At 53.6% G+C, this 25,879-nt stretch carries 29 protein-coding genes and 5 pseudogenes; 10 read left to right on the top strand and 24 right to left on the bottom strand.

The genetic code is table 11. From position 1 onward, the window contains the following. Positions 1–17: 17 nt before the first annotated feature. From CE636_RS00435 to CE636_RS00410, 6 genes and pseudogenes are all read left to right on the top strand, one after another. Positions 18–200: pseudogene (locus CE636_RS00435) on the top strand (DUF4158 domain-containing protein); the annotation flags it as partial. A 90-nt stretch (positions 201–290) separates the two neighbouring features. Continuing rightward, a complete protein-coding gene (locus CE636_RS00430; RefSeq protein ID WP_012477564.1) occupies positions 291–881 on the top strand; it encodes a plasmid pRiA4b ORF-3 family protein in 591 nt (196 codons plus the stop codon). A gap of 136 nt (positions 882–1,017) precedes the next feature. Continuing rightward, complete coding sequence (locus CE636_RS00425) at positions 1,018–1,590, top strand: recombinase family protein (RefSeq protein ID WP_001493762.1); 573 nt, start codon at positions 1,018–1,020, stop codon at positions 1,588–1,590. A gap of 36 nt (positions 1,591–1,626) precedes the next feature. Beyond that, positions 1,627–3,018 (top strand): ISKra4-like element ISKpn19 family transposase, encoded by a 1,392-nt coding sequence (locus CE636_RS00420; RefSeq protein ID WP_014839878.1) that lies wholly within the window; start codon positions 1,627–1,629, stop codon positions 3,016–3,018. 311 nt (positions 3,019–3,329) lie between these two features. Beyond that, positions 3,330–3,545: pseudogene (locus tag CE636_RS00415) on the top strand (IS5/IS1182 family transposase); the annotation flags it as partial. Between the two features lie 223 nt (positions 3,546–3,768). Then, positions 3,769–4,749, top strand: a pseudogene (locus CE636_RS00410) (IS5 family transposase). A 279-nt stretch (positions 4,750–5,028) separates the two neighbouring features. Here CE636_RS00410 and CE636_RS00405 read toward each other — a convergent pair. The 3 genes from CE636_RS00405 to CE636_RS00390 all read right to left on the bottom strand — a co-directional run bounded on the left by CE636_RS00405 (position 5,029) and on the right by CE636_RS00390 (position 8,732). After that, a complete protein-coding gene (locus tag CE636_RS00405) occupies positions 5,029–5,208 on the bottom strand; it encodes a hypothetical protein (protein ID WP_247753504.1) in 180 nt (59 codons plus the stop codon). A gap of 55 nt (positions 5,209–5,263) precedes the next feature. Continuing rightward, positions 5,264–6,492 (bottom strand): IS3 family transposase gene (locus CE636_RS00400; RefSeq protein WP_085955504.1). Its coding sequence is split into 2 segments (ribosomal slippage): positions 5,264–6,177 and positions 6,177–6,492, totalling 1,230 coding nucleotides; the frame shifts between segments, so codons are not numbered across the junction. A 581-nt stretch (positions 6,493–7,073) separates the two neighbouring features. After that, positions 7,074–8,732 (bottom strand): FAD-dependent oxidoreductase, encoded by a 1,659-nt coding sequence (locus tag CE636_RS00390; protein ID WP_017901300.1) that lies wholly within the window; start codon positions 8,730–8,732, stop codon positions 7,074–7,076. 161 nt (positions 8,733–8,893) lie between these two features. Here CE636_RS00390 and CE636_RS00385 point away from each other — a divergent pair, with 161 nt between their 5' ends. Continuing rightward, complete coding sequence (locus CE636_RS00385; protein ID WP_000928911.1) at positions 8,894–9,244, top strand: ArsR/SmtB family transcription factor; 351 nt, start codon at positions 8,894–8,896, stop codon at positions 9,242–9,244. A gap of 304 nt (positions 9,245–9,548) precedes the next feature. Here CE636_RS00385 and CE636_RS00380 read toward each other — a convergent pair whose 3' ends face one another. From CE636_RS00380 to merT, 15 genes and pseudogenes are all read right to left on the bottom strand, one after another. Beyond that, positions 9,549–10,025: a Dps family protein gene (locus tag CE636_RS00380; protein WP_000043177.1), complete on the bottom strand. Its 477-nt coding sequence runs from the start codon at positions 10,023–10,025 to the stop codon at positions 9,549–9,551. Between the two features lie 114 nt (positions 10,026–10,139). Further along, the gene (locus tag CE636_RS00375; RefSeq protein WP_016241611.1) at positions 10,140–10,577 is read right to left on the bottom strand and encodes a PaaI family thioesterase; all 438 of its coding nucleotides are present in this window, start codon (positions 10,575–10,577) and stop codon (positions 10,140–10,142) included. Positions 10,578–10,737: 160 nt separating this feature from the next. Continuing rightward, positions 10,738–11,199 carry a NifB/NifX family molybdenum-iron cluster-binding protein gene (locus CE636_RS00370; RefSeq protein ID WP_000626969.1) on the bottom strand — a complete coding sequence of 154 codons (462 nt, stop codon included), beginning with the start codon at positions 11,197–11,199 and terminating at the stop codon, positions 10,738–10,740. Further along, positions 11,174–11,494, bottom strand: a complete 321-nt coding sequence (locus tag CE636_RS00365; RefSeq protein ID WP_001137910.1) for a DUF134 domain-containing protein — start codon at positions 11,492–11,494, stop codon at positions 11,174–11,176. The genes CE636_RS00370 and CE636_RS00365 overlap by 26 nt, the downstream gene beginning before the upstream one ends. A 459-nt stretch (positions 11,495–11,953) precedes the next feature. Then, complete coding sequence (locus tag CE636_RS00360) at positions 11,954–12,958, bottom strand: IS110-like element IS4321 family transposase (RefSeq protein WP_000427623.1); 1,005 nt, start codon at positions 12,956–12,958, stop codon at positions 11,954–11,956. Positions 12,959–13,036: 78 nt separating this feature from the next. Further along, a complete protein-coding gene (locus CE636_RS29615; protein WP_176392666.1) occupies positions 13,037–13,273 on the bottom strand; it encodes a Tn3 family transposase in 237 nt (78 codons plus the stop codon). Further along, positions 13,247–14,215 (bottom strand): annotated as a pseudogene (locus tag CE636_RS00355) (DUF4158 domain-containing protein); the annotation flags it as partial. The pseudogene CE636_RS00355 and the gene CE636_RS29615, both read right to left, overlap by 27 nt. Before the next feature lie 44 nt (positions 14,216–14,259). Further along, complete coding sequence (locus tag CE636_RS00350) at positions 14,260–14,817, bottom strand: recombinase family protein (protein ID WP_001162010.1); 558 nt, start codon at positions 14,815–14,817, stop codon at positions 14,260–14,262. Positions 14,818–14,946: 129 nt separating this feature from the next. Further along, a complete protein-coding gene (locus tag CE636_RS00345; protein WP_000993245.1) occupies positions 14,947–15,159 on the bottom strand; it encodes a DUF3330 domain-containing protein in 213 nt (70 codons plus the stop codon). Between the two features lie 65 nt (positions 15,160–15,224). Then, positions 15,225–15,461, bottom strand: a complete 237-nt coding sequence (gene merE, locus CE636_RS00335) for a broad-spectrum mercury transporter MerE (protein ID WP_001087807.1) — start codon at positions 15,459–15,461, stop codon at positions 15,225–15,227. Further along, complete coding sequence (merD, locus tag CE636_RS00330) at positions 15,458–15,823, bottom strand: mercury resistance co-regulator MerD (protein ID WP_001277463.1); 366 nt, start codon at positions 15,821–15,823, stop codon at positions 15,458–15,460. The genes merE and merD overlap by 4 nt, the downstream gene beginning before the upstream one ends. Positions 15,824–15,840: 17 nt before the next feature. After that, entirely contained in the window at positions 15,841–17,523 is a 1,683-nt protein-coding gene (merA, locus tag CE636_RS00325) for a mercury(II) reductase (protein ID WP_127837800.1), read from the bottom strand. Positions 17,524–17,561: 38 nt separating this feature from the next. Beyond that, complete coding sequence (gene merC / locus CE636_RS00320) at positions 17,562–17,969, bottom strand: organomercurial transporter MerC (protein ID WP_017901292.1); 408 nt, start codon at positions 17,967–17,969, stop codon at positions 17,562–17,564. A 27-nt stretch (positions 17,970–17,996) separates the two neighbouring features. Beyond that, positions 17,997–18,272 carry a mercury resistance system periplasmic binding protein MerP gene (merP, locus tag CE636_RS00315; protein ID WP_000732276.1) on the bottom strand — a complete coding sequence of 92 codons (276 nt, stop codon included), beginning with the start codon at positions 18,270–18,272 and terminating at the stop codon, positions 17,997–17,999. Positions 18,273–18,287: 15 nt separating this feature from the next. Next, positions 18,288–18,653: a mercuric ion transporter MerT gene (gene merT / locus CE636_RS00310; RefSeq protein ID WP_017901444.1), complete on the bottom strand. Its 366-nt coding sequence runs from the start codon at positions 18,651–18,653 to the stop codon at positions 18,288–18,290. Positions 18,654–18,724: 71 nt separating this feature from the next. On the opposite strand from merT, the gene merR reads away from it, so the two are divergent. The 3 genes and pseudogenes from merR to CE636_RS00295 all read left to right on the top strand — a co-directional run. Continuing rightward, positions 18,725–19,180: an Hg(II)-responsive transcriptional regulator gene (merR, locus tag CE636_RS00305; protein ID WP_001166628.1), complete on the top strand. Its 456-nt coding sequence runs from the start codon at positions 18,725–18,727 to the stop codon at positions 19,178–19,180. A 130-nt stretch (positions 19,181–19,310) separates the two neighbouring features. Then, positions 19,311–19,850: a type II toxin-antitoxin system RelB/DinJ family antitoxin gene (locus CE636_RS00300; RefSeq protein ID WP_017901326.1), complete on the top strand. Its 540-nt coding sequence runs from the start codon at positions 19,311–19,313 to the stop codon at positions 19,848–19,850. Continuing rightward, a pseudogene (locus CE636_RS00295) lies at positions 19,850–20,038 on the top strand (DUF1778 domain-containing protein); the annotation flags it as partial. The gene CE636_RS00300 and the pseudogene CE636_RS00295, both read left to right, overlap by 1 nt. Positions 20,039–20,216: 178 nt before the next feature. On the opposite strand, the gene CE636_RS00290 reads toward CE636_RS00295, so the two are convergent. The 6 genes from CE636_RS00290 to CE636_RS00265 are packed head-to-tail and all read right to left on the bottom strand — an operon-like array spanning position 20,217 to position 25,872. Further along, on the bottom strand, positions 20,217–20,690 hold the full coding sequence (locus tag CE636_RS00290) for a tellurium resistance protein TerW (RefSeq protein WP_017901328.1): 474 nt from the start codon (positions 20,688–20,690) through the stop codon (positions 20,217–20,219). Positions 20,691–20,692: 2 nt separating this feature from the next. Next, a complete protein-coding gene (locus tag CE636_RS00285) occupies positions 20,693–21,916 on the bottom strand; it encodes a DUF4236 domain-containing protein (protein WP_014839881.1) in 1,224 nt (407 codons plus the stop codon). Positions 21,917–21,926: 10 nt separating this feature from the next. After that, positions 21,927–22,883: an HpcH/HpaI aldolase/citrate lyase family protein gene (locus CE636_RS00280; protein ID WP_014839882.1), complete on the bottom strand. Its 957-nt coding sequence runs from the start codon at positions 22,881–22,883 to the stop codon at positions 21,927–21,929. Continuing rightward, entirely contained in the window at positions 22,883–23,962 is a 1,080-nt protein-coding gene (locus CE636_RS00275; RefSeq protein WP_024266325.1) for a cysteine protease StiP family protein, read from the bottom strand. Before CE636_RS00275 ends, CE636_RS00280 begins: the two co-directional genes overlap by 1 nt. Position 23,963: 1 nt before the next feature. Next, positions 23,964–24,737, bottom strand: coding sequence for a hypothetical protein (locus CE636_RS00270; RefSeq protein ID WP_014839883.1), 774 nt, complete (start codon positions 24,735–24,737; stop codon positions 23,964–23,966). Then, positions 24,730–25,872: a phosphoribosyltransferase domain-containing protein gene (locus CE636_RS00265; RefSeq protein ID WP_014839884.1), complete on the bottom strand. Its 1,143-nt coding sequence runs from the start codon at positions 25,870–25,872 to the stop codon at positions 24,730–24,732. The genes CE636_RS00270 and CE636_RS00265 overlap by 8 nt, the downstream gene beginning before the upstream one ends. Between the last annotated feature and the right edge of the window lie 7 nt (positions 25,873–25,879).

Here is a 25,879-nt window from a genome sequence, read left to right as displayed (position 1 = left end):
AGGCATAAGGATCAGAGATGCCTACTAAAAATAAGCTCCTCAGTATTCTTTCGGACGCCGAGCAGGAAGCGCTCTATGGTCTACCTGATTTCGATGATGCACAGCGGCTGGAGTTTCTGGCGCTGAATGAATATGAACTGGCGCTGGCCTGCAGTCGCCGGGGGCTTCACGCTCAAATTTATTGCATCATCCAGATCGGAGAGCATGAAAAACCTCGGGGCAGCCATCGAATGATGCCATCTACAGGGGTTAAAATAACCACCATCATTTCATAACAATACCTGCTGACTATGAAGATCTACGTCATCAAAATAGCAGTTCATGGAGTCAGTCCGATGGTCTGGCGTCGGCTGAGAATTGCTGCCGACACGTCACTGGCCGCGCTTCACTTCATTTTCCAGATAGTGCAGGGCTGGGGGGACGACCATCTCCATCAATTTCACATTTATGGCAAAGATTACGGTATCTCCTACGAAGGAGGCATCGGTTTTGTCGATAATCCGTTCCGGGTCGTGATTGATGATTTTGCTTTTGATGCTGGCGATCGCTTTACCTATGAATACAATTTCTTTGAGCACTGGCTTCATGACATTCGTGTTGAGGCCATTTATGAAAACTCTACGCTGAAAGCGCCGTTTTGTATAAGCGGCCATGGTATGCCCGGAGCCACAGCTGCGGATGAGTTCGATAAAACCCTGGCGTTTCTTGAAGCTATCGTTAATGCGGATGATGAAACAACGGTCGGCGAGATCCGCCCTTTTGCTGACGACCTGGATGCTGTCAGGTTCAACCGCCACAAAATCAACCGGCAACTGAGCAGGCTCGACCTTGCATCTCCGGTACTGGAGCCTGAAGTTATCTGGCTGGGCCGTCGTCGCTGACTGATGTCTATAAAGGTATACGTTTTCAGCATGCCTCTCAGATCCCCGAAAAAATGTCTATAAACCTCCCTAAATCAGTGTTTATGGATTATTCTTTAAATCTCTATGATGTTTAAAGACCTTCCGGAGGTTTTGCGTGCAATATGCCTACATCAGGGTAAGCTCGGCCGATCAGAATACGGCCCGTCAGGAAGAGGCATTGTCAAAGGCGGGTTTTCAGCCTGATAAAATTTGTGTTGAGCATGCCAGCGCGAAGGACACAAACCGCCCGGGGTTACAGGAACTCCTGGGGCAATTACGCCCTGGTGATACGCTTCTGGTTCATTCCATCGATCGCCTTTGCCGGAATATGTCGGATATGTGCGCTGTCACCACCCGGCTTCGTGACCAGGGCGTTACCCTTATTTTTCTGAAAGAGCAGCTGACGTTCAGCGCCGGCACAAACAATCCGATGCAGGAACTGCAGCTGCACATGATGTCGGCATTCAGCCAGTTTGAACGAGCCTTACTGAAGGAAAGGCAGGCCGACGGCATCGCCGCGAAAAAAGCACGGGGTGAAAAAACAGGGCGCCCCGGCGCCGATATCAAAAAGATCCAGGAAATTGACGCACTCAGAAGCAGAGGGGTCAGGCTCAGGATCGCCTGCGACCATGCGGGCCTTGGCGTTTCCACATATTATAAGCTTCGTCACCAGATGAACAACCAGTAGCCGGGAGATAGTCATCCACCACAGCAGGAGGCAATGATGCAACTGACGCTCCAGATAGTCATCACCGATGAATCAGGCTCCAGTCGAACGGAGGAACTGATGACAATCCAGAAATCAGGGGAGACCCGGAACGACATCGGATTATCGGTGTCAGAATCCAAGCTGTTGCTGAATACGGTCCAGCAGTCGGTGGTCCAGCTGCAGGCAGACGAATATACTCAACACCATATCCGGTGCCCTCACTGCCTTGCTGCGCGCAGAATCAAAGGCAAACAGAAAATACGGTACCGGACGCTGTTTGGCGTTATTCCGGTATCCGGGCTTCGGGTGTACCGGTGCCGTTGTGAAGAGAGTGATACAAAGACAGTCAGTTTGCTCAGCGACTGGGCCGGCGATTATTCTCACCCGGCACTGAAATATATTGAAACCCGCTGGGCCTCGATGATCTCCTATGAAATGACGACTCGTCTGCTGAAAGATATTCTGCCGGTGGGCCACAGCCTGAATGCCTCAACGGTGAGGAATCATTTATGCCAGGTGGCGCAGCGTCTTGACGCTGAGGCTGAAGCTCATTCAGGTTTTCTTTCCGGCTGCCCCCGCGACTGGGGGAACCTGCCCAGGCCAGGAAAACCGCTTGTGGTGGGTATAGATGGTGGTTATGTTCGCGATCGGGATGACAAAAAGCGTAATTTTGAAATTATTGCCGGGAAGTCTTTTTCCGTTGGTGCGCCTGCTGACACCCGCCGCTTCGGTTTTGTTCAGAAGGATGACTGTCATCCGGAACGCAGGCTCATGACCCACCTTTCAGCGCAGGGAATGCAGGCCAACCAGCAGATATTTTTTCTGTCCGACGGCGCGGATAATCTCAGGGACCTCCAGTTCGGTATGTACCCTGAGTCAACGCATGTGCTGGACTGGTTTCATATCACCATGAGGCTGACGGTGCTCATGCAATATGCCCGGGGACTGCTGGTATCAGATCCAGAGGCGGGGAGTAAAGTTCTGGCACTGCTGGAAAGCATTAAACGATATCTCTGGCATGGCAATGTTGTCGCTGCGCTGGAACATATTGATAATTGCGTTATGTATTGCGATGACCCTGAACTCAGCTATCCTAGCCTGAAATCCCTGCAAAAACATCTGGATGAAATGTATACCTACATCCGGAATAATAAGATGATGATCCCAAACTACGGCGAAATGCGTCGGTACGGAGAGCCGGTATCAACCGCGTTTGTGGAATCCACGATCAATGAAGTGATCGCCAGACGAATGGCCAAAAAGCAGCAGATGCAGTGGAGCAGAAAAGGGGCTCATTATTTGTTACAGACCCGGACCGCCGTTTTGAATAACGAACTGCAGGATAAATTTGTCTGCTGGTATCCGGGTTTTCAAAGTGACGGGAAGGGACCAGCGATGGCAGCATAGCTCACGCTGCCCCAATATTTTTTATGCTCTCCAGTGATAGGGGTCTGACGCTCAGTGGAACGAAAACTCACGTTAAGCGATTGTGGCTGAGAAAAACCAAAGGATCCGGCGAGGATCCTTTGGTGTGCTGACATGACCAGTTTCTTTTGGGATATTTTTTCCCTGCATGAAGTCCTTTATGTCCTGATCATAATGCCATTAAAAATTCTATGCTATGGCTTCGCTATTTTAGACATTCCCTAAGGAAGGTGCGAACAAGTCCCTGATATGAGATCATGTTTGTCATCTGGAGCCATGGAACAGGGTTCATTATGAGTCATCAACTTACCTTCGCCGACAGTGAATTCAGCACTAAGCGCCGTCAGACCCGAAAAGAGATTTTCCTCTCCCGCATGGAGCAGATTCTGCCATGGCAGAATATGACCGCTGTCATCGAGCCGTTTTATCCCAAGGCGGGCAATGGCCGACGGCCCTATCCGCTGGAGACCATGCTGCGTATTCACTGCATGCTGCATTGGTACAACCTGGGGTCCGCTTGGAAAAAGGAAATTATCCTACGCTAAGCGCATTTTTTGCACAGATGGCTACCGACTGAACGTAACGTGTGAGTCATGATCAGAAATGTGTTAACTCTAGGAATTGACACGACTTACTGTTTGATGGGGAAATCATGTTTAGCTATGGAAGGTGCGAACAAGTCCCTGATATGAGATCATGTTTGTCATCTGGAGCCATGGAACAGGGTTCATCATGAGTCATCAACTTACCTTCGCCGACAGTGAATTCAGCAGTAAGCGCCGTCAGACCAGAAAAGAGATTTTCTTGTCCCGCATTGAGCAGATTCTGCCATGGCAAAACATGGTGGAAGTCATCGAGCCGTTTTAACCCAAGGCTGGTAATGGCCGGCGACCTTATCCGCTGGAAACCATGCTACGCATTCACTGCATGCAGCATTGGTACAACCTGAGCGATGGCGCGATGGAAGATGCTCTGTACGAAATCGCCTCCATGCGCCTGTTTGCCCGGTTATCCCTGGATAGCGCCTTGCCGGACCGCACCACCATCATGAATTTCCGCCACCTGCTGGAGCAGCATCAACTGGCCCGCCAATTGTTCAAGACCATCAATCGCTGGCTGGCCGAAGCAGGCGTCATGATGACTCGAGGCACCTTGGTCGATGCCACCATCATTGAGGCACCCAGCTCGACCAAGAACAAAGAGCAGCAACGCGATCCGGAGATGCATCAGACCAAGAAAGGCAATCAGTGGCACTTTGGCATGAAGGCCCACATTGGTGTCGATGCCAAGAGTGGCCTGACCCACAGCCTGGTCACCACCGCGGCCAACGAGCATGACCTCAATCAGCCGGGTAATCTGCTTCATGGAGAGGAGCAATTTGTCTCAGCCGATGCCGGCTACCAAGGAGCGCCACAGCGCGAGGAGCTGGCCGAGGTGGATGTGGACTGGCTGATCGCCGAGCGTCCCGGCAAGGTAAAAACCTTGAAGCAGCATCCGCGCAAGAACAAAACGGCCATCAACATCGAATACATGAAAGCCAGCATCCGTGCCAGGGTGGAGCACCCGTTTCGCATCATCAAGCGGCAGTTCGGCTTCGTGAAAGCCAGACACAAGGGGCTGCTGAAAAACGATAACCAACTGGCGATGTTATTCACCCTGGCCAACCTGTTTCGGGTGGACCAAATGATACGTCAGTGGGAGAGATCTCAGTAAAAACCGGAAATAACGCCAGAAATGGTGGAAAAAATAGCCTAAATAGGCTGATTCGATGTGTTTGCGGGAAAAAAATCGGCCCAGATCCGCGAAATTTTAATCAGCGAGTCAGCTTGGGAAGAAATGACCTGCTTATTCGCACCTTCCCTAAGGTACCAGCACTGGCTCAATGGCTACATACGGCACTTGGTTTACGATTACGATATAAAAGCTCAAGGATGATGAATTCTTTTCTTTATGATTTCGACGTTATTTGTCTCCTGCAACACCACGGGGTTGCTATAACCAGCGACGAACCCGTTGGGTATAGCGTTCCCATTCCAACCCGAAACGTTTTCGAAGCTGTACCTCTTCAACATGGATATGTAATCTGGCTACTACAAACATAAACAACGGTACAGCAAGTATCCCCACCAGGCTGCCAAAGCAGAGAGCAACGGATAACTGGAGCCCGCTCATTCCAAGGTAAATAGGGTTTCGACTCCATGCGTAACAACCGACAGTGGATTGGCCCCTATATTTCCATACACTTTTTATCACTTAACCCATGACTGGTTCGTCGCCGCAGATATTCCCGTGGGGAACGATACCCCAGTGCACTATGCGGATGCCATTCGTTGTAATGTTCGAAGGCCTCCGCAAGGTTCTTTACCGCTGTTAACCCGTCGGGCTTCGGCATGATGCTGATGTAATCACGCTTCATCGTTTTCACGAAGCTCTCCGCCATCCCGTTGCTTTCCGGGCTACGTACCGCCGTATGTTTAGGCTCCAGTCCTACCATTCTGGCGAACTGACGCGTCTGATGAGAACGGTAGGCTGAACCGTTGTCTGTCAGCCACTCAACAGGGGATGCTGGCAGGCTGTTACCGAAGCGACGTTCCACTGCACCCAGCATGACGTCCTGCACGGTTTCACTGTCATAGCCACCGGTACTGGCCGCCCAGTGCAGTGCCTCGCGATCACAACAGTCCAGCGCGAACGTGACCCGCAGTTTTTCACCGTTATCACAGCTGAACTCGAAGCCGTCAGAGCACCACCGCCGGTTACTTTCTCCAACGGCCACTTTCCCTGTATGCGCCCGCTTTGAGAGCGGTATTGTCGATTTTCGCTCAAGCAGCAGCGCATTCTGACGCATGATGCGGTATACGCGTTTGGCATTGATCACCGCCATGTCGTCAGTTTCTGATTGTCTGCGCAGCAGTGCCCATACACGACGATAACCATAGGTGGGCAGATCGTCGATAACGGTATGGATACGAGCCAGCGCTTCAGTATCATCAGGCTTGCGCTTGCACCGACGATCCTGCCAGCCCTTCGACCGACGGGCCATGGCATGCAGTTGCGCACGTGAGACCCGGAGGCAACGACTGACAAGGCTTATTCGCCATCCTCCGGCAACAAGGGCACGTGCGCTATCCACTTTTTTTGTCGGCCATATTCAACGGCTTCTTTCAGCAGCTCGTTTTCCATGGTTTTTTTGCCCAGCAGGCGCTGTAACTCTTTAATTTGCTTCATTGCAGATGCCAGCTCCGACGCGGGTACAACCTGTTCACCCGCGGCAACCGCAGTGAGACTGCCTTCCTGATATTGCTTACGCCACAGGAACAGCTGACTGGCAGCAACGCCATGCTGACGGGCGACCAGCGACACGGTCATTCCGGGCTCAAAGCTCTGCTGAACAATGGCGATTTTTTCCTGAACGCTGCGCCGTCTGCGCTTCTCTGGACCTAGAACATCAATCATTCGGACTCCAACGACTAGTCTAAAACTAGTATTAAGACTATCACTAATTTAAGTGATACCAACTGTCTGGAGGTTCATGGGGCCAGTCTAGACAGTTACCAGCTTGGTGGTTCTATCCGGATGAAGCGGATTAAGCGTCGTGCCGTTCGTGCTCATCTGCCAAGCGGTGTGCAGTATCATGGTAATACAAACACCGGTCAGCAACACGCTTAGCACTATATTCACGATGTCGAAGGTAAAACGCGGGATTGCAGTCAACACATCAGTGACGAAAAACAGCAATAAGATGAGTGGGGGCGGAAACCATACTCTCAATCGAGTCACGAAGTTACGCATTACACAGACCTATCTCTGAACTAAGCAGCCTGATGGCTGCAAAATGAAAATCCAGTCCTTGCCATTCCTATAGTGACCATGAATCTGACATTATATGCCTGATCTGAAAAGTTATTTTTTTCATAACTGTCCTTATAACGGTGCGGGGTCAGTCCACACCTCTGTTCAGGTGAACAAATTCAGCAGACCACTTCACTGTTAAACCTGTGGCGATTCAGGGTGCCATGTGTATGGCACCTCATCTCTTATTTACTTATTGACTCCGTTACCGCCTGCCAGGTTATAAAGCCACCACTCAGATTATATGTCCGGAAGCCGTGGGCCTGAAGAATACGGTATGCCACATGCCCGCGCAGGCCACTCTGGCACCCTATAAAAATCTCTTTATCTTTAGGCACTTTTTCAAGATTCTCCCGCAGGGAATCCAGTGGAATGGATAGCGCGTCAGGATATTCGCCAAATTGTTTCAGTTCGGCAGGAGAGCGAATATCAAGTAAACAATAACTGCCCGGTTCCCGTTGTAACACATCGCTGACATGACATATGGCCGTATCTCCTTTCATTACATTTGTCGCCACCATACCAGCCTGGTTAACGACGTCCCTTGCACTGTTAAAAGGTGGAGCATAAGTCAGCTCAAGATGTTCGAGATCGTTGACGGTAAGCCCCGCGCGCTGTGCGACAGACAGGACATCGATGCGTTTATCAACCCCTTTTTTCCCTGATGCCTGAGCCCCGAGAATTTTACCGGTATCGGGGCTGAACAGCAGTTTCAGACTGATCATCGTTGCCCCCGGGTAGTAACCGGCATGATCAGCGGCATGGACGTAAACCTTCTCGTATCGGGTGCCATGAACTTTCAGCTGCTTTTCATTCGCACCGACGCTGCCAATACTCAGCGAAAATACCTTACAAATGGATGTCCCCTGACTGCCATGGTAAAGGCTGTGACGATCTAGCATGTTATCAGCAGCAATGCGTCCCTGGCGGTTGGCGGGCCCTGCCAGAGGAAAATTAGCGGGTTCCTGAAAGACAAAGTCTGGGGTTTCAACGGCATCCCCCACGGCGTAGATGTCAGGGATACTGGTCTGCATACAGGCATTGACGCTTATGCCTCCCCGTTTACCCACTGCGAGCCCGGCTCCTGTGGCAAGGCTGTTCTCAGGTTTTACCCCGATGGCGAGAATAACCATGTCGGTCTGCAGAAACCCACCCTCAGACAGTGCAACGCGGAATCCCGTCTCTGTCCGCAGTACCTCGGTGAGCGCCGTTCTGAGACGCAGATCCACGCCATGACTCCGGATTTCCTGATGCAGGGCAGATGCCATTTCAGGATCAACCGGAGCCATAACCTGTTCCCCCATCTCCAGCAGGGTCACACTGATCCCCCGTTCGCTCAGAGCCTCCATCACTTCAAGTCCGATAAATCCCCCCCCGACAAGCGTGGTGTGAGCTACGTGATGTTGCTCAATCCACCCCAGGATAGTATCCATGTCAGTAAGATTTCGCAGCGTAAAGACACCCTCTTCCTGTAGCCCGGGCAAAGGAGGGACAACCGGAGCGGCGCCGGTACTGAGGAGCAGACGATCCCATTCTTCGCTATAGACCTCCCCTGAGGTCAGATTTTTAACCGTCACCGTTTTATTAACCGGATCCACTGACGTCACTTCATGACAGATACGGACGTCTATGTTAAAGCGGGATTTAAAATCCTCCGGGGTTTTCAGAATCAGTGACTGCCTTAAAGGAATTTTTCCGCCTATATGATAAGGTAATCCACAGTTGGCGAAAGAGACATCGCTTCCCCGTTCAAACACAACAATACTGACATCCTCTGATAACCGACGAGCTCTGGCTGCAGCGGATGCCCCGCCGGCAACACCACCAACAATCACTATTTTCATTACATCCTCTCTGTTCACCCGGGGCAAAAATGCCTGCCAGATATAATCGTTTCCCCGGGCCGGCAGGACGCTGCAGACCTGACGAACACGATGGCAAAATTACGATACCGTCAGTATACTAAATTATATTATATAAAAACACATAGTATGAGAAATCAGCAATGCTCATGAATGAAGACACAAAACGTCAGACAGATATGAAGAATGCGGCCCTGAGGGCAGCAGATGTCTTACGGGGACTGGCCAACAGCGACCGGTTGCTGTTGATGTGTCAGTTAAGCCTGGGGGAAGCGAATGTGGCCGGGCTGGAAGCGGCGGTCGGTATCACTCAGCCGACCCTGTCCCAGCAGCTGGGTGTAATGCGCCGCCTGAAGCTGGTCGAGACCCGACGGGCAGGTAAAATGGTATATTACCGTATTGAGGATAACCGTATCATGACGTTGTTAAATACCTTATATGATCTCTACTGCCCGCAGGCAGGCACCGGTAAAGGAAGCCATAACAACGAATAATATGATCCTGCTTTCCCCGTAAACCGTTTTATCCGTGCATCATTAACCCTGTTCAGGCTGTGAAATGCCAGACCGGAACCTGCGATACCTTAACGGGAAAACAACAGTGGTCCGGATATACCAGCCGATGATGCCCGTCACGGACTGTATTTCTCGTTCACGCATTCACTGATTAACCCACTGATTCAATGGTGTTTAATACTGTGACGGTCAGAAAAAACAGCCACAGGAACACGGATGATTCTGCACTGTCAGTAATAGCCTGTGGCTGACAAACCGTTTTTTCTGCTGCCACGGGGTGACATTATTCAAGCAGGCTACGCAACATCCAGGCAGTTTTCTCATGTAACTGGATACGTTGTGTAAGCAGATCTGCTGTGGCTTCATCATTCGCATTATTAACGAGCGGGAACAGGGAGCGTGCAGTTTTAACCACGGTCTCCTGGCCCTGGACAAGATTTTCAATCATGTTTTTTGCTGCCGGAATATCCTTATCTTCATTAACCGCTGTTAAACGTGAAAATTCATGATATGTGCCGGGCGCGAAGCATCCGAGCGAGCGTATACGTTCAGCGATATCATCAACGGCAGTGGCCAGCTCATTGTATTGATTTTCAAACATTAAATGTAAGCTGTTAAACATGGGGCCAGTTACATTCCAGTGATAGTAATGTGTTTTTATATACAGGGTATAGGTGTCAGCAAGAAGCCGGGACAGGCCGTCTGCAATCTCCACCCGGGATGATTCAGCAATACCAATATCAATGATTTGTTTACTCATAACTACCTCTTACACGGTTTCAGTGGAATATACGATATGCGATTATTCTTTCCGGTCTGAGCAAAACACGCCTCAAATTTTTATAATAACCAGGTACACCTGTCGTCTGTCACACTAGCGATGCGCCAGAGCAATATCCTGCGACGGAACAATGAATTTCGCCGTGGCACGTGCCACTGTCTGCTGTCCTTTTGTCAGCCATGCTTCAAGCAGGTAAATCCCCCTGCGTTGCCCAAGCAGTCTGGCACATACCATCAGTTTGTCTCCGGTACAAACGGGTGAAATGAATCTTACCGTCAGTTCAGCCGTCAGGGCTTGCACACCCTGCATGAACAAACAATGAGTCATTGCTGCATCCAGCAGGGTACTCGTCATTCCGCCATGTAAAAGACCCGTATACCCCTGATGCCTGTGATTGGCCGTGTAGTCCGCACATACAGAGCCATCCGGGTGCTCTGAAAACATTAAGTTCACCGTATCAGGGTTGTTGTCGCGGGAACTACAGACCATACAACAGGTATGGGCCTTTCTGGCATCAAGATAACAATTCATCTGTTTCTGCTCAGCGTCCGGTTGTACTGACGGGAGGCATCCGGAATTCAGTCAGCTGAGGGGCTCCCCCGGCATCATTACTGCCTCCTCCACACATTCCGGCTCCTGGTTTATACACAATACGGGTCTGATAAAAATCACCGCCCGTGATGAAATAAACTCATGAATGGCAACAGCGCCCGTTTCCGTGATGATGCTGACGCCCACCCTGGCACGCATTTTCTGCTGTGTTCCCGTCAGAGTGACAGCATTTTTTCCCTTTCGCCTCATGATGAAAGGACTGGCGTCCCTGCTCCGGCTTATTCAGTTCAGTCAGAACACGGGTATCCGGATCACACAGTTCAGTGAACAAACGACGACCACAGTCAGTCTGGTACACCGCGATCTGATGCCCCAGTAATTTACCCAGCATCCGTTCCCCGATGTTACGGACCACAACGCGGCTGACTTGCTGTTGAACCAGCAGGTCAACCAGCTTCCGTTTACCTGAACAATCTGCGCCCAGCGCGGGATTTTCTGTCCGGCTGAGCTCCACACCGCGCTCATCCACCAGGACAAGGTGACTCGCTTTGGTAAAATGATTTGCTACCCGGTCGTCATTCACTGGAATGGCTGTGATCATCTTGTGTAACTCCTTCCCTTTCAGAGTGCATTATTAAGGCCTTGCCCTGAGTGAGACAGTCCACAACCTTAAAACGGGCTGCTTTCAGGACATTGGCCAGTGTCTGCCTTGAAACCCCCATTGCAACAGCCGCTTCCTGCTGTTGCATGCCCAGTAAATCGACCAGCCGTAACGCTTCAAACTCATCTTCTTTTAAATGAACATGTTCAAGCTGGCTCATCGGTCGCGCATTGGGCTTAAAACAGGTATCCGCAGGGCGGCCACAGATGTTACGGGGAATTCTGGGTCTTGGCATGAAGGCTCCTTATTGGCATATGCTATATATACACTCATAAACTGGCATATGCAATATACTCTGCTCACCGGTGGAGAATTTTTTGCTTTACCCTGGAGTCTGTAAGTGGGCAGCAGGTCATGAGAGATGAAGAGAAAGAAAACAGATACTGTATGAGACTCAATTTAAAGTGCTGCCATAAGGGGGTCGTCTCAGAAAACGGAATCTATGGTCACTCCCGTTTTTGCAACACCGATTTTGACGACAAGTTGGCTTGCTTGAATCTATCCGGCGTCTGAATGGGATTTTATTCCCGCGCCTTGATGAGTTCCGCGCCTGATGAACCTCCAGAAAATATACGGCTTCAATGAGCCTTTCCGTTTTACAGGTTCCTCAACAGGCCGGTGGGCCGTTAGTATCATCAATATCAGTATTCGCAAAACCAGATCAGTAATTCTTTAAACCGGTGTATTTCTGCCGTTATGCTACATAAGTTTGCTGTCGTGCCGTTAGGGCCCAGGCTATTCTGGCCAGCTTGTTTGCCAGAGCACAAGTGACGACAAAGTTGCTTTTCCGGCACAGTAAATCCCTGACCCAATCGGCCAATTTGCCAGACTGGTGTTCCAGTTTTTGTATGAATACCCTGGCACATTGAACCAACAAAGTTCGGATCTTTTTATTACCTCGCTTACTAATTCCCAGCAATGTCGTCCTACCTCCCGTGCTGTACTGCCGAGGTACAAGCCCTGTTGCCGCCGCAAAGTCACGGCTGCTGGCGTACTGCTTCCCGTCGCCAATCTCAGTTGAAATAGTACTCGCTGTCAGTGTTCCGACGCAGGGAATGCTCAGCAAGCGCTGTCCAACCTCATCTTCGTCCAACTTTCGTTTCAACTGGGATTCCAAATCTTTAATCTGCTCAACAAGATAGTGATAATGCTGTTGTAATTTCAGCAATAACTGGCTGAGGTAAAGAGGCAAACTATTATCCTCAAGAATGGTACTCAGTCGGCTAATAACGGCAGCTCCTCGGGGAACGCTAATGCCAAATTCCAGCAGAAAAGCATGCATTTGATTGGTTGTTTTTACCTTATCCTGAACCAGGGATTCACGGACACGATGCAGAGCCCGCATTGCCTGCTGAGATTCCGTTCTGGGCTGCACAAAACGCATAGACGGACGCGATGCAGCTTCACAAATAGCTTCGGCGTCGACAAAGTCGTTTTTATTGCTTTTAACGAACGGGCGGACAAATTGTGGTGATATCAGCTTTGGGGAATGCCCCAACTCTTCCAACTTGCGTGCCATAAAGTGAGAACCGCCACAGGCTTCCATTGCGATGGTTGTAGCGGGGCATGTCGCCAAAAATTCGATCAACTTTGGCCGGGTAAATTTTTTACGGTAAACAGCCTTCCCGCGACGATCCTGGCAATGAATATGGAAAGAGTTTTTACCCAGATCGATACCAATGAGCGCAATGTTTTCCATGATAGTTCTCCGAATGAAAGCCTGTCCTCAGCATAGTACCGGGAAGGAGGGAGTGACCATCTCATTAAATAAAGCACGCTAAGCCGGTGGCAGCGGTCGCAATGGCCTGAACTTCCCCGCACCGACCTTGGCACTGCTGCGCCATAGGTAATCGCCGGTCAGGTTGATATGCTCCCACCCCAGCGGGGACAGATATTGCAGCAACGTGTCGTCCAGCGCCTCGCCCTTATTCAGCCCCGCATGGACGCGGCGGCGCAGCTCCACGCTTTGCAGCCAATCCAGAATGAACAGCGTGCGCTCGATGCGCCCATACATCCGCACCTTGTCGTTGATCGCCTTGCCGGAAGCCTGGAACTGCTGTTGATGCTTGTTCTTGGCCGCATTGAACAGCTTGCCGATGATACGGTCGTGAAGGTCGATGATTTCATCAGTGACGGTGGCCATGCCCTCGATGGCCAGTGCTACCAAGGTGGCGTAACGCCGCTGCGACTCGAACTTGGCCAGGTCGGCGGGCGTCATCTGGCCGCCTTCGCGGGCGATCTTGAGCAAGCGGTTTTGGTGTACCTGCCGTTCGATGCCAGCAGGTAGGTCAAGCGCCTGCCAGGCTTTGAGGCGTTCGATGTGTTCAAGCATGTGGCGCGAGTTTGGCTTGGCGGGCGATTGGCGCAGCCACGCTAGCCACGTCATTTTGCTACCATCCTTGCGCTTGAGCAGTTCGTCCAGGCACTGGCGATGGACAGGTATCAAGGAATCGGCCAATGCCGCATGGATGCTTCGGTTGGCACGGGTAATGGCCTCGGCGCTTGCGCGCTCGATGGCATTCATGGCGGGTAGGATGATGCTCTGCCGCCGCAGGTTTTCAATAAGGGTGCTGGCCAGCACAATGCCTTTGTCTGTTTGCAAGGCCATTTCGGTCAATGTATGCACGGCTTGCCGGTAATGACTCATGGTGAAGGGCTTGAATCCAAACACCGTTTGCAGCTCGACCAAGTGCTCCCGCCGTGTCTGCTCGTGCTGGCCGTAATGGTTCCAGCTTCCCACCGGCACCTTGAGTTGTGCGGCCACCATGCGCAGCAGGGGCAGAAATGGAGGATCATCGACGCCCAAGAAGATGCCAGGGAATCGCAAGTAGCAAAGCTGCACGGCGAAGCCCAATCGATTCGCGGCGCCGCGACGCTGACGGATCACCGACAGGTCGGTTTCGTTGAACGTGTAGTGCCGTATCAGTTCGTCTTTGGCATCTGGCAGTGTCAGCAGACTTTCGCGCTAGGTGGCGGACAGGATTGAGCGGCGTGGCATGGTCAGTCTTCCCGCAGGTACTGGTACAAGGTTTCGCGGCTGATGCCGAAGTCACGGGCCACCAAGGTTTTCTGGTCGCCTGCCGCAACTCGCCGTTTCAACTCGGCAATTTGTTCGCTGTTCAGCGATTTCTTTCGTCCCCGGTAGGCCCCGCGCTGCTTAGCCAGCACGATTCCCTCGCGCTGACGTTCGCGGATCAGAGCGCGCTCGAACTCAGCAAAGGCTCCCATGACCGACAGCATCAGATTGGCCATCGGTGAGTCCTCGCCGGTGAACGTTAGCCCTTCTTTAACGAACTCCATGCGCACGCCCCGTTGTGTCAGCCCTTGGACGATGCGGCGCAGGTCATCAAGGTTGCGTGCCAACCTGTCCATGCTATGCACCACCACGGTGTCGCCCTCGCGGACGAAGGCCAGCAGCCTTTCAAGTTCGGGACGTTGTGTGTCCTTGCCTGAAGCCTTATCGGTGAATACCTTGCCGACTTCTATTTGTTCCAGTTGTCGATCAGGATTCTGGTCGAAGCTGCTGACGCGAACGTAGCCGATACGTTGACCTTGCAAGATGCCTCCAAAGGTAAAAATGTCAGGATGAAATCTATTACCCTTGGCTGAATGTGTCAATAAATATAAATTAATACCCTACTCTGACGTTGTTTGTGCTCAACATCTGACATCAGGTTAGGGTATGCCTCAATCTGACGGCTGCGAACCGCCAGGGACAGGCGCTATGTCAGATTCTGTCGCGGCCTTGGCGCGTGCCTGGAAGCGTTCATAGCAATCCAGCCCGCAGAAATGTTCGACGTATTCCGCGCCTTCCGGGGTGAAGGCGGCATCGAGCGGAATTTCTTTGCAGCATACGCAGCAGGTGGTGCAACTGGCAGTGTTCGGGGCGTTTGCGTTCATGGTGGTACTCCTCCAGATTGGTTGCGAAGCTCAAAGCTGCCCACTCTCGGCTGGCTGGGAAGCGGTCATGATCTTCCCTTGAAGGCCCGCAGCAGCCGCGTCACAGACAGGACAAACAAGCCGGTCAGCGTGAGGGCTGCAATACCCCAGTGCTCCCCGATGAACGCGCCGGCCGTCGTGCCGGCTAGCACAATGGCGAGAATCGGCAAATGGCAGGGACAGGTGAGCACGGCCAGCGCGCCCCACAAGTAGCCGGTGATCGGTTTGTGCGTCTCAGACGGCAAGTGCTCTGGGCTGTTCATGGCAGACTCTCCGCGTGCTGTGCCGGTTCGGTTGGCATGGCGGCCAGTTGCATTTCGAGGCTGGCCAGGGCCTCGCGCCGACGCTCGACGAGTTGCCGCAACACGGCAAGCTGCGCAGACGCACCGTCACCGTCCGCAGCATCCAGCGCCCGGCACAGCCGCGCCAGTGCGTCCAGGCCGATACCCGCTTCGAAGGCAGCCCGTACAAAGCGCAGCCGTTGCAACGCGGTGTCATCGAACAAGCCGTAGCCGCCCGTGGTGCACGCGACCGGCCGTAGCAATCCGCGCAGCAGGTAGTCGCGCACGATATGCACGCTCACCCCGGCATCAAGGGCCAGCCGGGACACTGTGTAGGCGCTCATTGAACACCTCCTTTTCCTCATCCGGCGCAGCACGAAAGCTGCTTCACGTCCTTGCTGAAGGTCTGCGCCGCGAGCTTCAGCCCTTCGACCATGGTCAGGTAGGGGAACAATTGGTCGGCCAGTTCCTGCACGGTCATACGGTTGCGAATGGCGAGCACCGCCGTCTGGATCAGTTCACCCGCTTCCGGGGCCACCGCTTGCACGCCGATGAGCCGTCCGCTACCTTCCTCGATGACCAGCTTGATGAAGCCGCGTGTGTCGAAGTTGGCAAGCGCACGCGGCACGTTGTCCAAGGTCAAGGTGCGACTGTCGGTCTCGATCCCGTCGTGATGTGCTTCCGCCTCGCTGTAGCCCACGGTGGCGACCTGCGGGTCGGTGAACACCACGGCCGGCATTGCGGTCAGGTCCAGGGCCGCATCGCCGCCAGTCATGTTGATCGCAGCACGGGTGCCGGCCGCTGCCGCCACATAGACGAACTGAGGCTGGTCGGTGCAGTCGCCAGCCGCATAAATGTGTGGCGTACTGGTGCGCATGCCCTTGTCGATGACGATGGCCCCCTGCGCATTGGCAGCGACTCCCGCCGCTTCCAATGCCAGGCTGCGCGTGTTCGGTGCCCTGCCAGTGGCGACCAGCAGCTGGTCGGCGCGTATTTCACCGTACCCGGTGGTCAGCACGAATTCGCCGTCCACATGCGCGACCTGGCTGGCTTGCGTGTGTTCCAATACCTTGATCCCTTCGGCACGGAACGCGGCTGTAACGGCCTCGCCGATGGCCGGGTCTTCGCGGAAGAACAGCGTGTTGCGTGCCAGGATCGTCACTTTGCTGCCCAGCCGGGCAAAGGCTTGCGCCAGTTCCAGCGCCACCACAGACGAGCCGATCACGGCCAGGCGCTCGGGAATGGTGTCGCTGACCAGGGCCTCGGTGGAAGTCCAGTAGGGTGACTCTTTCAGGCCCGGAATCGGCGGCACGGCCGGGCTGGCACCCGTGGCGACCAGGCAGCGGTCGAACGCCACCACACGCTCGCCGCCATCGTTTAAACGGACGGCAAGGCTCTGGTCGTCCTTGAAACGCGCTTCACCATGCAGCACGGTGATGGCCGGGTTGCTGTCCAGGATGCCTTCGTACTTGGCGTGGCGCAGCTCATCGACGCGCGCCTGCTGCTGGGCCAGTAGTTTGCTGCGATCAATCGCAGGCACAGTCGCCGCGATGCCACTGTCGAATGGGCTTTCACGGCGCAAATGGGCGATATGGGCAGCGCGGATCATGATCTTGGACGGCACGCAGCCGACATTGACGCAAGTACCGCCGATGGTGCCGCGCTCGATCAGCGTGACGTTCGCACCTTGCTCGACGGCCTTCAGCGCCGCCGCCATCGCGGCTCCGCCGCTGCCAATAACGGCGACGTGCAGTCCGTCCCCATCACCACCAGCCTTGTCGCCACCGCCCAGCCATCCCAGCGCCTTGCCAAGCAGTCTGCCCCGCGCTGAAGTGGATGGGGCATCGGCGGGTGTGGCCTTGTAGCCGAGGCCGGCCACAGCGGCGGTCAGCGCCTCTGGCGAGGTGCCGGGATCGGTGGCGAGTTGCGCGGAGCCTTTCGGGTAGGACACGAGCGCCGACAGCACGCCCGGCACTTTCTCCAGGGCGTCCTTGACATGTGTCGCGCACGAGTCGCAGGTCATTCCGGTGATATTCAAATACATTGCATCGTTCCTTTTCGTTTCGGCAACTGCCAATGCAGTTAGCCGTGTTTGGGTGGTAGTTCGCAGCGGCGGTTGGCCGGTGAGAGCAGATCCCAGATCGACACCCCGATCATCAAGGCCAGAACGACATAGAGGAGGTTCGCCGTCCACCAATTGCCAAAAAACAAGAGCATGGCCGCCAGCACGATGGCTGGGCCGACCATCCCGAGCAGGCTGCGGTACCATTGCCGATGACTCAGCCAGCCCAGTGCATTCGCCAGCAAAGCCACGACTGCGAACAGCGGCAGCAGCTTGGAGATAAACAACCCTTCGTATTCCTGTAGAAAGCCAAGGCCGATGGCCGCGCCCAGGCTGGCGATAGCCGGGAAACAGGCAGCGCATCCCATCGCGGAAACAACGCTGCCAAGCGCGCCAGCCTTGTCGGCAATGCGTGTAATCAGTCCCATGATCGCCCCAGGTTCGGGTTCAGTGGCTCACTGCTTGACGCTGGACGGATAGCCCGCGTCTCCGGTTGCCTTGGTCAGCTTCTGCACGCTGGTCTTGGCATCATCGAACGTGACAACCGCTTCGCGTGTCTCGAAGGTCACGTCAATTTTGCTGACGCCTTCGACCTTGGAAATCGCCTTCTTGACGGTGATCGGGCAGGTGGAGCAGGTCATGCCCGGTACGGACAGCGTGACGGTCTGGGTGGCGGCCCACACGGGGGCAACAACGGCAGCGAGGGCGAGGGCGGCAAACAGTTTTTTCATGATGAACTCCTGTGATTAATAGAAAAATGGCATGACGTAGGGAAATCCGAGCGCGACCAGGACCAGCGCGGCCACGATCCAGAAAATGAGCTTGTAAGTAGCTCGCACTTGGGGAATCGCGCAGACCTCACCCGGTTTGCAGGCTTGCGCCGGGCGGTAGATGCGCCGCCAGGCGAAAAACAGCGCGACCAGCGCTGCGCCGATGAAGATCGGGCGATAGGGTTCCAGCACCGTCAGGTTGCCGATCCATGCCCCGCTGAACCCCAAGGCGATCAAAACCAGCGGCCCCAGGCAGCAGGCCGACGCAAGAATGGCGGCCAGCCCACCGGCGAAGAGCGCGCCGCGCCCGTTTTGTGGTTCAGACTTTTGTGGTTCAGACATACGCTTGTCCTTTCAAATTTGGTTTGGATAGCTTAAGCTTACTTCCGTAGTTATGTACGGAGTCAAGCGATATGCAAATTAATTTTGAGAATCTGACCATTGGCGTTTTTGCCAAGGCGGCCGGGGTCAATGTGGAGACCATCCGGTTCTACCAGCGCAAGGGCCTGCTGCCGGAGCCAGACAAGCCCTATGGCAGCATTCGCCGCTATGGCGAGGCGGATGTAACACGAGTGCGGTTCGTGAAATCGGCCCAGCGGCTGGGCTTTAGCCTGGACGAAATCGCCGAGCTACTGCGGCTGGAGGATGGCACCCATTGCGAGGAAGCCAGCGGCCTGGCCGAGCACAAGCTCAAGGATGTGCGCGAGAAGATGGCCGACTTGGCACGCATGGAGGCCGTGCTGTCTGAACTGGTGTGCGCCTGCCATGCGCGGAAAGGGAACGTTTCCTGCCCGCTGATTGCGTCACTGCAAGACGGAACGAAGCTCGCTGCATCGGCGCGGGGGAGTCACGGGGTGACTACGCCTTAGCGTGCTTTATTTTCCGAATTCTGAGACGACCCCTGAAATGTCCAGGATGAGAACTAAGCGTGTAGCATAGTTGCTACACAAATGTCACTGTGATATGTTGTATAGCAAACTCACTACACGGGTAGTATGTATGGCACTGTCACAGATCAGCGTTCGCATTGATGACGAACTCAAACAACGCACGGATGAAACAATGAAACTGCTGGGAACCAACCCCACACAGGCCATTACTTTGCTCTATCAGTATATTGCTGAAAACGGAAAACTCCCCTTTACGGTCAGCTCCCGTCTTTTTAGCTCAGAGGAATACACCCGGAGGTTAATCACCACTGCCCGATCTGTGTTCGAATACTGGCGTTTGCTTACTGAAACATCGTCAACCCCCAGAGCGAAAAATGGAATGGCGTACTCAATGACGATGGCAGGACATATTTCAAAGCTGCATAACGATCTGATATATGACTGCGGCACACTGAGCGGTGAGGAGGTCGCGTCATTGATGGATGTTATGGAGGCCATTCTCTCTACTCCTCCATCGTTTTATAACGGGGAAGCGGGAGGCCAGGAATTGCAGGATAAATTACACGCCGCCGACCAGACAATTCTGGCGATTCAGAAAAATCATGGTCTGGAAGCTCAGCGTCGGGAAGATTTTGACTTTCTCAAATGAAATCACGGACCGATTTTATGCTTGAGGTTGCCTGCAGGGTAGCAAAGGACTTTCAGCTTGATCAATGCCTGTTCCTCCTCGATGACAATCAGTTTGAGGCGTTTATTGAGGAGCTTGACGCCCCAATAACGCCGGAACGCAAGGTACGAATAGATAACCTGCTGAACCGCACATCACCATGGGAATGAGAGCGCCTGAATCCATGAGGGCTGAACATAACTCTGAATGATTTCTTTGACCTGGTACCCTGGTTAACGACGGCATACCGGAGGGAGCGGACATCCGGCATCCAGGTTATGAGTCGAGACTCTTTTCAACTGGAATGTTAAGTCACTTTTTATGGTTCGGTTTTCTTCCCTGAATGGACTACTCAGGACGGTTCTTAAACTGATGGACCTTAATAAAGTCCTCGATCTTCATTTCAGCCAGTGTCTCAACCGCCTCGCTTCGGGATGTGCCGGTGAGTTTCGCTAGTCTGTCGATTTTCCGAAGTATCCGACGTCGAATGGATAATGAGACCGTCGTTTTCAGGTCTTTATCCAGCAACACTTTTGTCGAAATACCCTGAGACCGTAGTTCAGCATGTTGAGAGAGTGCTTCATTCATCCGGCGTAATGTTTTTTTATCAAGTTGTCCGAAAGACACAAGCTGATAAGAATGACCAGCCTTACTGTATTTGATATCCGCAGCATAAGATTCGCGAAGTTCCTTTAGCGCCCGGCTAAGGGTGGGTTCGGAACAACCCAGTGTTCCGATGATTTTTTCCGCAGAAACGGGTTTTCCCGTACCCAGTAAATTTGCCAGAGTATAAATTCGTTCCTGTCGGGAATTGAGTTGCATAGTCAACTGGAGCCTGCATTTAACGTAATAGGATCAATGGGCTGAAACAGGAAAGTGGTACTCATTTTCCGGATAAGTGGCTGAACACTCAGTACCGCAATAGGATCCACATCTTCAAGGTTCGTGTAATTTATTTTTTCCATATGATGGCGGTCTATCCTGCAGGAAAGAATGTATTCATTCTCAAGGTACCCCGTATGTTTGCTGACCCTCTGAGTAAAGCCGGAAAGCACGACAAACTCAAACGGAAGGGTCTGAAATGCGATAGCAGCTAAACGCATCAGGATGCCGTGGACGTGTCTCGCATAATTTCCCCGGACCGCTTTTTGTGTCATCGCTTTCTCCGTAATATCCGTACCCCGGGCGTTGACGGCATACACCTTATCAGGCATATCCTCAATTTCAGGTAAATCAACATCGATCCAGATAGTGGATTCGTCAGGTCGAACCTCAAAGGTCACCAGGGTTTCTCGCGGCCATTCCGTCTGCGCGAACACCTCTGCGAGACAGTTTTCAAAGAATCGGGCGTCAGTACGGAATTGTGCGCGGGTACCGGCCACCGAAAGTGCTGATTTCTTCTTATGCTCCTGGGCCTGGAATTGCCATTCTGCATACTGTTCAGCCCAGGCCACACGTTGTGTCTCATACCGGTGCTGAAGAAGCGTGTTTTCTCGATCAATATCTGCGACTTCCTGTTGCCACCGACTATGGTTAGCATTCTGTCGCTCAATCCGGGCGGATTCGGTTTCAAACAGTCCACCCAGAAAACCTCGCCCGGAATGTTCATCAGGAGCGTGCGGGAGGGGGGAATACTCAGGTTTTGACGGACGTACGGGCGCGGGCAGGTCGAATTCCCCCTGATGGAGCTGAAGATAATGCGCTTCGAGCGATGCCCAGGTGTTTCCGTCAGCCGGAGACGGGGAGAGTTCATGAATATTCGTGATGGCATTCAGGACAGACATCAGTCTTTCAGCTTCCTGCTCAAGATCTTCCCTCACCCCCGGAACTGTCTGCGTACTGTTGTCCTGACGCCCCCGTGCAGTCTGGTCTATTCGTGTACGGTAACTCAGCCCGGTACCGGGAAGTCCCAGATTGGCATAAGTGCCACGTTTTCCAACAGAAAGAGACGCCCCGCGCGGGCCGATGCTCAGACTGGGCGTGCCGTTACTCAGGTTTATCCTGACGCCGGGAATGATACTGATCGACTTCCTGAATCTGAATCCCATGTACTGCCCCTTATTGCTGTTGAGAGAACGGGAGCAGCCTGATCCCGTCTGTGTTCTGTCCGGTCGTCAGTCCGTAAACCTGGCCCCGGGCCAGGATGCCTTGAGCCCACCGCCGGTGGGTCGCCGGTTCACACATCGCACCCTGTGATTTAAAGACCGCCTGCGTGGAGTTCAGAATTCGCAGTGCGTCAGAATGTTCGCCTGGAGAAACCTTCAGTGCCCCCTCAATGATACTGATCTGGTCCGGATGAATTGCTGTTTTCCCCACCAGCCCGTGAGCAATATCCATCGCCAGCTCACGCGCCATAATCCCGTGGTCATCAATGTGTTCGCACACGGGGGCCGTCAGCGCAAAATCACGCGGGGCAAATACCGAAACCAGCATTTTAATGACATATCCCATCGGCGTGTCATAAAGAGTCAAAGACCGTGGACGTCGCAGAGAGACCACGTTCATCAAATCGTTCCCCCCGATACGCAGTGCAATAATACGTTCCCGACAGGCGTGGTTCGACAGCTCAGAGGCCAGATCCTGCATTTTCAGCACGTCATAGACATCTTCGGTTTCAAGTGTCGGCATCATGCTCAACCCGGTATCGGCCATAATGTCCCACCACACCGGCAGCGTGGAGCGGGTAAACTTTGGCAGGACAAAACCATCGACCGCACTAAGATCCACATTCGTTGTCAGCCAGCGCCCCATGTCCGGATGACGGGGGCGAATAAAGACCAACGGCCATTCGTCGTTTCCGTGGCGAAATTTAGCTTCATTCAGCTGTTGCAAAAACAGTGAGAGATTCTGAAGAGCAAAAGGAACATCATGTTCGCTGACGGCATCTTCCAGGCACACCACCAGAGACCGCAGACCGGGTATTTTCCCGTCCAGCACCACTTCAACAAGATCCTTTCGGGTTGCAGGCATGTACAGCGTTGCGCCCAGTTCCCATGGGGTGAATTGTTTTTTCATCAGCGTACCTTTTTGATGATGGTAACTGCACGATACTGGCCGAGAGCATCCCCGGCTTCCGTCACCGCGATGCCTTTCTCTTTTGCCAGACCGACCAGAAGCGCGACATCCGGGTCATCCATCTGCCGGACAAACACATGATCTGGCACACGACGCAGAACCGCCCGGGTCGCTTCAGCGATGCCCGGTTTGATCCTGTTAATACTGTCCACCTCATACTGTTCAGCCAGCCCTCCGATGACGTCCCGGCTCAGCTGCCAGCGCGCTGCATTGTTCCCGACGTCCCAGCCGGTAGGTGGCAGGTCTTGTCCGTCAAATTGTTCCCGGAAATTTGCTACCGTGTCCACCAGCAGCTGACTGCATTCAAAAGACTGAAGGTGGTCGCATACCACGCACCCGTGCAGGCCTTCTTCGGCCCAGACAGAACGTGAAATCAGACCTGATACAGGAGCACCCATGATACCGAATGGGATCAACCAGTCATCGTCACTGGCGGCAAGCCAGGCACATCCGCAGGGATCTGCCAGCACAACCAGACGAGGTTGTGCCGGGTAGCCGGGGCGGTCCTTCAGCGTGCGTGACAATTCGCCGGTAATGGCTCCTTTTCCCGTCCAGCCGTCGACAAACACAATGCCCTTTGTGCCATGACGTGATTCGATGTAGTCGAGCGCCGCAGCGTCAATACCCCGATCGCGGATAATGCTGATACCGTAATGGTAAGACCGTTTTCCCATTGCCCGTAGCGCCTGATGGAGCATCACACCAAGAGGGACACCGGCTCTGACCAGACTGACCAGAACCACGGGGTCATCACCGGCGCGTAAGGCCAGTTCACGGCTAAGCTGAGAGACCTCCCGCGCCAGCCGTGCTGCCCCCGCGTCCAGCGCACGGGTGAAAAGATCCAGATGCCAGCGGGTTGGCTCAGGCTCCTGACTCAGCATGTCGGAGTAATGCATTTTCCCTGACTGAATCAGTTCTTCCTTCAGGTCAACCGGCGTCATCTCCATAGCAATGGGTTTCAGCAAAAACTGAACATCGTCCGGTTGATACGAACCAGAAAACGAAGTGATGTGAGACATGTTATTGCTCTCCAAAAATATGCTGTGAAATAGCCTCAGCAAACTGGCTCTGGCGTGGGAGACCAAACCAGCTGCACAGTTTCATGAACCGATGGTCACTCAGGCTGTCACCCAGCCCTATCACCGGGAAAACCCCGCGCTCCTGACGGAGTTTTTCCAGCAACCAGGAAACGGCCAGTCCTTTTTCTACCGGGCAGGGTAACCAGGCAATGTTGTTGCTGTTGCGGTGGATGTAAAACCCTTCGGTCGAAAAGACGCGCTCGATCTCATCCCCGATAGCGTTCAGTTCATCAAGCTTCGTGCTGTCGCAGTGCTTCATGACCAGATACACCGGCGTACCATCATATTCGTAGTTGAGCCGTGCCCAGGCATTGATGCCCCGTGCTTCCATGAGTTCGGTAATGATATGTTGCATTGACGTTAAGCGGTCGGCGTAGGAGGACAGGCTCTCCAGCATATGGGCTTTCCAGTCGCGGTCTGGCGTACCATCAGGACGAAGGATCACCGCACCATGAGTGGTTACGGCCCAGGAACGGAAGGGGATCTGCACCCGGCTGATTTCTTCCGTTCCTCTGGCCGTCACCGGAATGAGATCCGCATGCTCCAGCAACCAGTCCACCAGCATGGCCTGCTCTTCGGTCATAAAGCTGCGAGGTGTGAGACTGCGATCCAGTGCGCCGGTCCGGAAGGGTTCAAGGGCAAGTTCATCCACCATTTTTCGGCGGGTCTGGAACAGGGTGTCATCGAGGTCGCTGAATACGACGGGCTTATTCATAGGTAATCACCTCTACGGCAGGAGCGACGGCGGAAAGCGCCTCAAGCAGGCGGGGGTCCACGCTCGACGCCGGAGTTTCTGTGCAAAGCAGGATGCGGTCAAACCGCTGGTGGGCGACGTTATAGACAAAATTCGGGATACCCAGGCCGTAATTATCGCTGAAAGCAATGGCGGACTGGATTGCAAAGCCGGTTGAAATCGGTGATCGGGTGGTGGAACTGTAAAGGACCTGAGCGCCCGCCGATCCCAGACGTTCAGCCAGCAGGAACGGTTCCCAGACGAATTCGCCGGTGCCCAGCACCAGAATATTTTCCCCGTGCGAAACCTTAACCTTAAGGCCCAGGTCACTGGCCGGTATCTGCATCCCGAGTCGCCCCCAGGATTGTTTGCCGGTGATCGGGACGTTCCCCCTGGAGGTCACATTAACCGGGGGCATGACGGGCAGCGGGGCATCCGGTTCGGGTGTCCAGCGCCAGTTGCCTGAGATGAGCGATACAGCGTGAACGGGCAGGGGGCTGTTCTGACTGAGGGCCTCTCCGCTCCAGTCAGTCAGCGTGACAGCAATAACCCGTCGTACCTTCCGGAGTGCACCCGATGCACGTAATGAGGCCAGAAGATTGAGAAACGTTTTCCCCGTCGTGGCTTCATCATCCACCAGCACCAGCGTCTGAGCTTCTGCCACTGTGCGCCGCATATCCGGTGTGGAGGGACAGTAGATCAGGTGGTCAGTGGCATGGCTGTGCTCTTCTTTAAACTCGCACAGCAGTTCGCCATCGACCGGATGGCGGGTTGATGTCAGATAGACACAATCAGGGTGATGCTTACGCACCTCATCAAACACTCCCGCCCCAAGGCCAACAGCCGTCTCGGCCATCCCGATAAAGACCACCGGCCCGTCCAGTGTCCCAAGGAACTGCTCCGCCAGCTGTGTGTAAACGTTGCGCATGACCTGAGGCGAGACAGGAATATGGCGACCCAGCACTTTACTGACAAACAGAAATGCGCGTTTAGGATTCCGCCGTTCGGCGATATCAAAGAGATCAGTAAGAGGATAATCGGTCACCTCGCTGCTTACCTCAATCCGCCCACAAGATAATGTCTTTTGATAAACGGAACATCCATCCATTACTGACATATTTATC

It is taken from the genome of Klebsiella sp. LY (assembly GCF_004010915.1).
Lineage (GTDB): Bacteria > Pseudomonadota > Gammaproteobacteria > Enterobacterales > Enterobacteriaceae > Klebsiella > Klebsiella quasipneumoniae.
Note: the sequence above shows the minus strand (reverse complement) of the source record. Positions and strands in the feature narration are given on the sequence as shown.

Excerpts from the sequence above, each read along its gene's own strand:
- merT (WP_017901444.1), bottom strand. The coding sequence starts at position 18,653 with ATGTCTGAACCACAAAAGTCTGAACCACAAAACGGGCGCGGCGCGCTC.
- CE636_RS00275 (WP_024266325.1), bottom strand. The coding sequence starts at position 23,962 with ATGTCTCACATCACTTCGTTTTCTGGTTCGTATCAACCGGACGATGTT.
- CE636_RS00430 (WP_012477564.1), top strand. The coding sequence starts at position 291 with ATGAAGATCTACGTCATCAAAATAGCAGTTCATGGAGTCAGTCCGATG.
- CE636_RS00285 (WP_014839881.1), bottom strand. The coding sequence starts at position 21,916 with ATGGGATTCAGATTCAGGAAGTCGATCAGTATCATTCCCGGCGTCAGG.
- CE636_RS00345 (WP_000993245.1), bottom strand. The coding sequence starts at position 15,159 with ATGAACGCAAACGCCCCGAACACTGCCAGTTGCACCACCTGCTGCGTA.
- CE636_RS00420 (WP_014839878.1), top strand. The coding sequence starts at position 1,627 with ATGCAACTGACGCTCCAGATAGTCATCACCGATGAATCAGGCTCCAGT.
- merR (WP_001166628.1), top strand. The coding sequence starts at position 18,725 with ATGCAAATTAATTTTGAGAATCTGACCATTGGCGTTTTTGCCAAGGCG.
- CE636_RS00370 (WP_000626969.1), bottom strand. The coding sequence starts at position 11,199 with ATGATCACAGCCATTCCAGTGAATGACGACCGGGTAGCAAATCATTTT.
- CE636_RS29615 (WP_176392666.1), bottom strand. The coding sequence starts at position 13,273 with ATGTATGGGCGCATCGAGCGCACGCTGTTCATTCTGGATTGGCTGCAA.
- CE636_RS00290 (WP_017901328.1), bottom strand. The coding sequence starts at position 20,690 with ATGCAACTCAATTCCCGACAGGAACGAATTTATACTCTGGCAAATTTA.
- CE636_RS00385 (WP_000928911.1), top strand. The coding sequence starts at position 8,894 with ATGCTCATGAATGAAGACACAAAACGTCAGACAGATATGAAGAATGCG.
- CE636_RS00365 (WP_001137910.1), bottom strand. The coding sequence starts at position 11,494 with ATGCCAAGACCCAGAATTCCCCGTAACATCTGTGGCCGCCCTGCGGAT.
- merC (WP_017901292.1), bottom strand. The coding sequence starts at position 17,969 with ATGGGACTGATTACACGCATTGCCGACAAGGCTGGCGCGCTTGGCAGC.
- merP (WP_000732276.1), bottom strand. The coding sequence starts at position 18,272 with ATGAAAAAACTGTTTGCCGCCCTCGCCCTCGCTGCCGTTGTTGCCCCC.
- CE636_RS00280 (WP_014839882.1), bottom strand. The coding sequence starts at position 22,883 with ATGAAAAAACAATTCACCCCATGGGAACTGGGCGCAACGCTGTACATG.
- CE636_RS00380 (WP_000043177.1), bottom strand. The coding sequence starts at position 10,025 with ATGAGTAAACAAATCATTGATATTGGTATTGCTGAATCATCCCGGGTG.
- CE636_RS00405 (WP_247753504.1), bottom strand. The coding sequence starts at position 5,208 with ATGAGCGGGCTCCAGTTATCCGTTGCTCTCTGCTTTGGCAGCCTGGTG.
- merA (WP_127837800.1), bottom strand. The coding sequence starts at position 17,523 with ATGTATTTGAATATCACCGGAATGACCTGCGACTCGTGCGCGACACAT.
- CE636_RS00360 (WP_000427623.1), bottom strand. The coding sequence starts at position 12,958 with ATGGAAAACATTGCGCTCATTGGTATCGATCTGGGTAAAAACTCTTTC.
- CE636_RS00300 (WP_017901326.1), top strand. The coding sequence starts at position 19,311 with ATGGCACTGTCACAGATCAGCGTTCGCATTGATGACGAACTCAAACAA.
- CE636_RS00265 (WP_014839884.1), bottom strand. The coding sequence starts at position 25,872 with ATGTCAGTAATGGATGGATGTTCCGTTTATCAAAAGACATTATCTTGT.
- CE636_RS00390 (WP_017901300.1), bottom strand. The coding sequence starts at position 8,732 with ATGAAAATAGTGATTGTTGGTGGTGTTGCCGGCGGGGCATCCGCTGCA.
- CE636_RS00270 (WP_014839883.1), bottom strand. The coding sequence starts at position 24,737 with ATGAATAAGCCCGTCGTATTCAGCGACCTCGATGACACCCTGTTCCAG.
- merD (WP_001277463.1), bottom strand. The coding sequence starts at position 15,823 with ATGAGCGCCTACACAGTGTCCCGGCTGGCCCTTGATGCCGGGGTGAGC.
- merE (WP_001087807.1), bottom strand. The coding sequence starts at position 15,461 with ATGAACAGCCCAGAGCACTTGCCGTCTGAGACGCACAAACCGATCACC.
- CE636_RS00375 (WP_016241611.1), bottom strand. The coding sequence starts at position 10,577 with ATGAATTGTTATCTTGATGCCAGAAAGGCCCATACCTGTTGTATGGTC.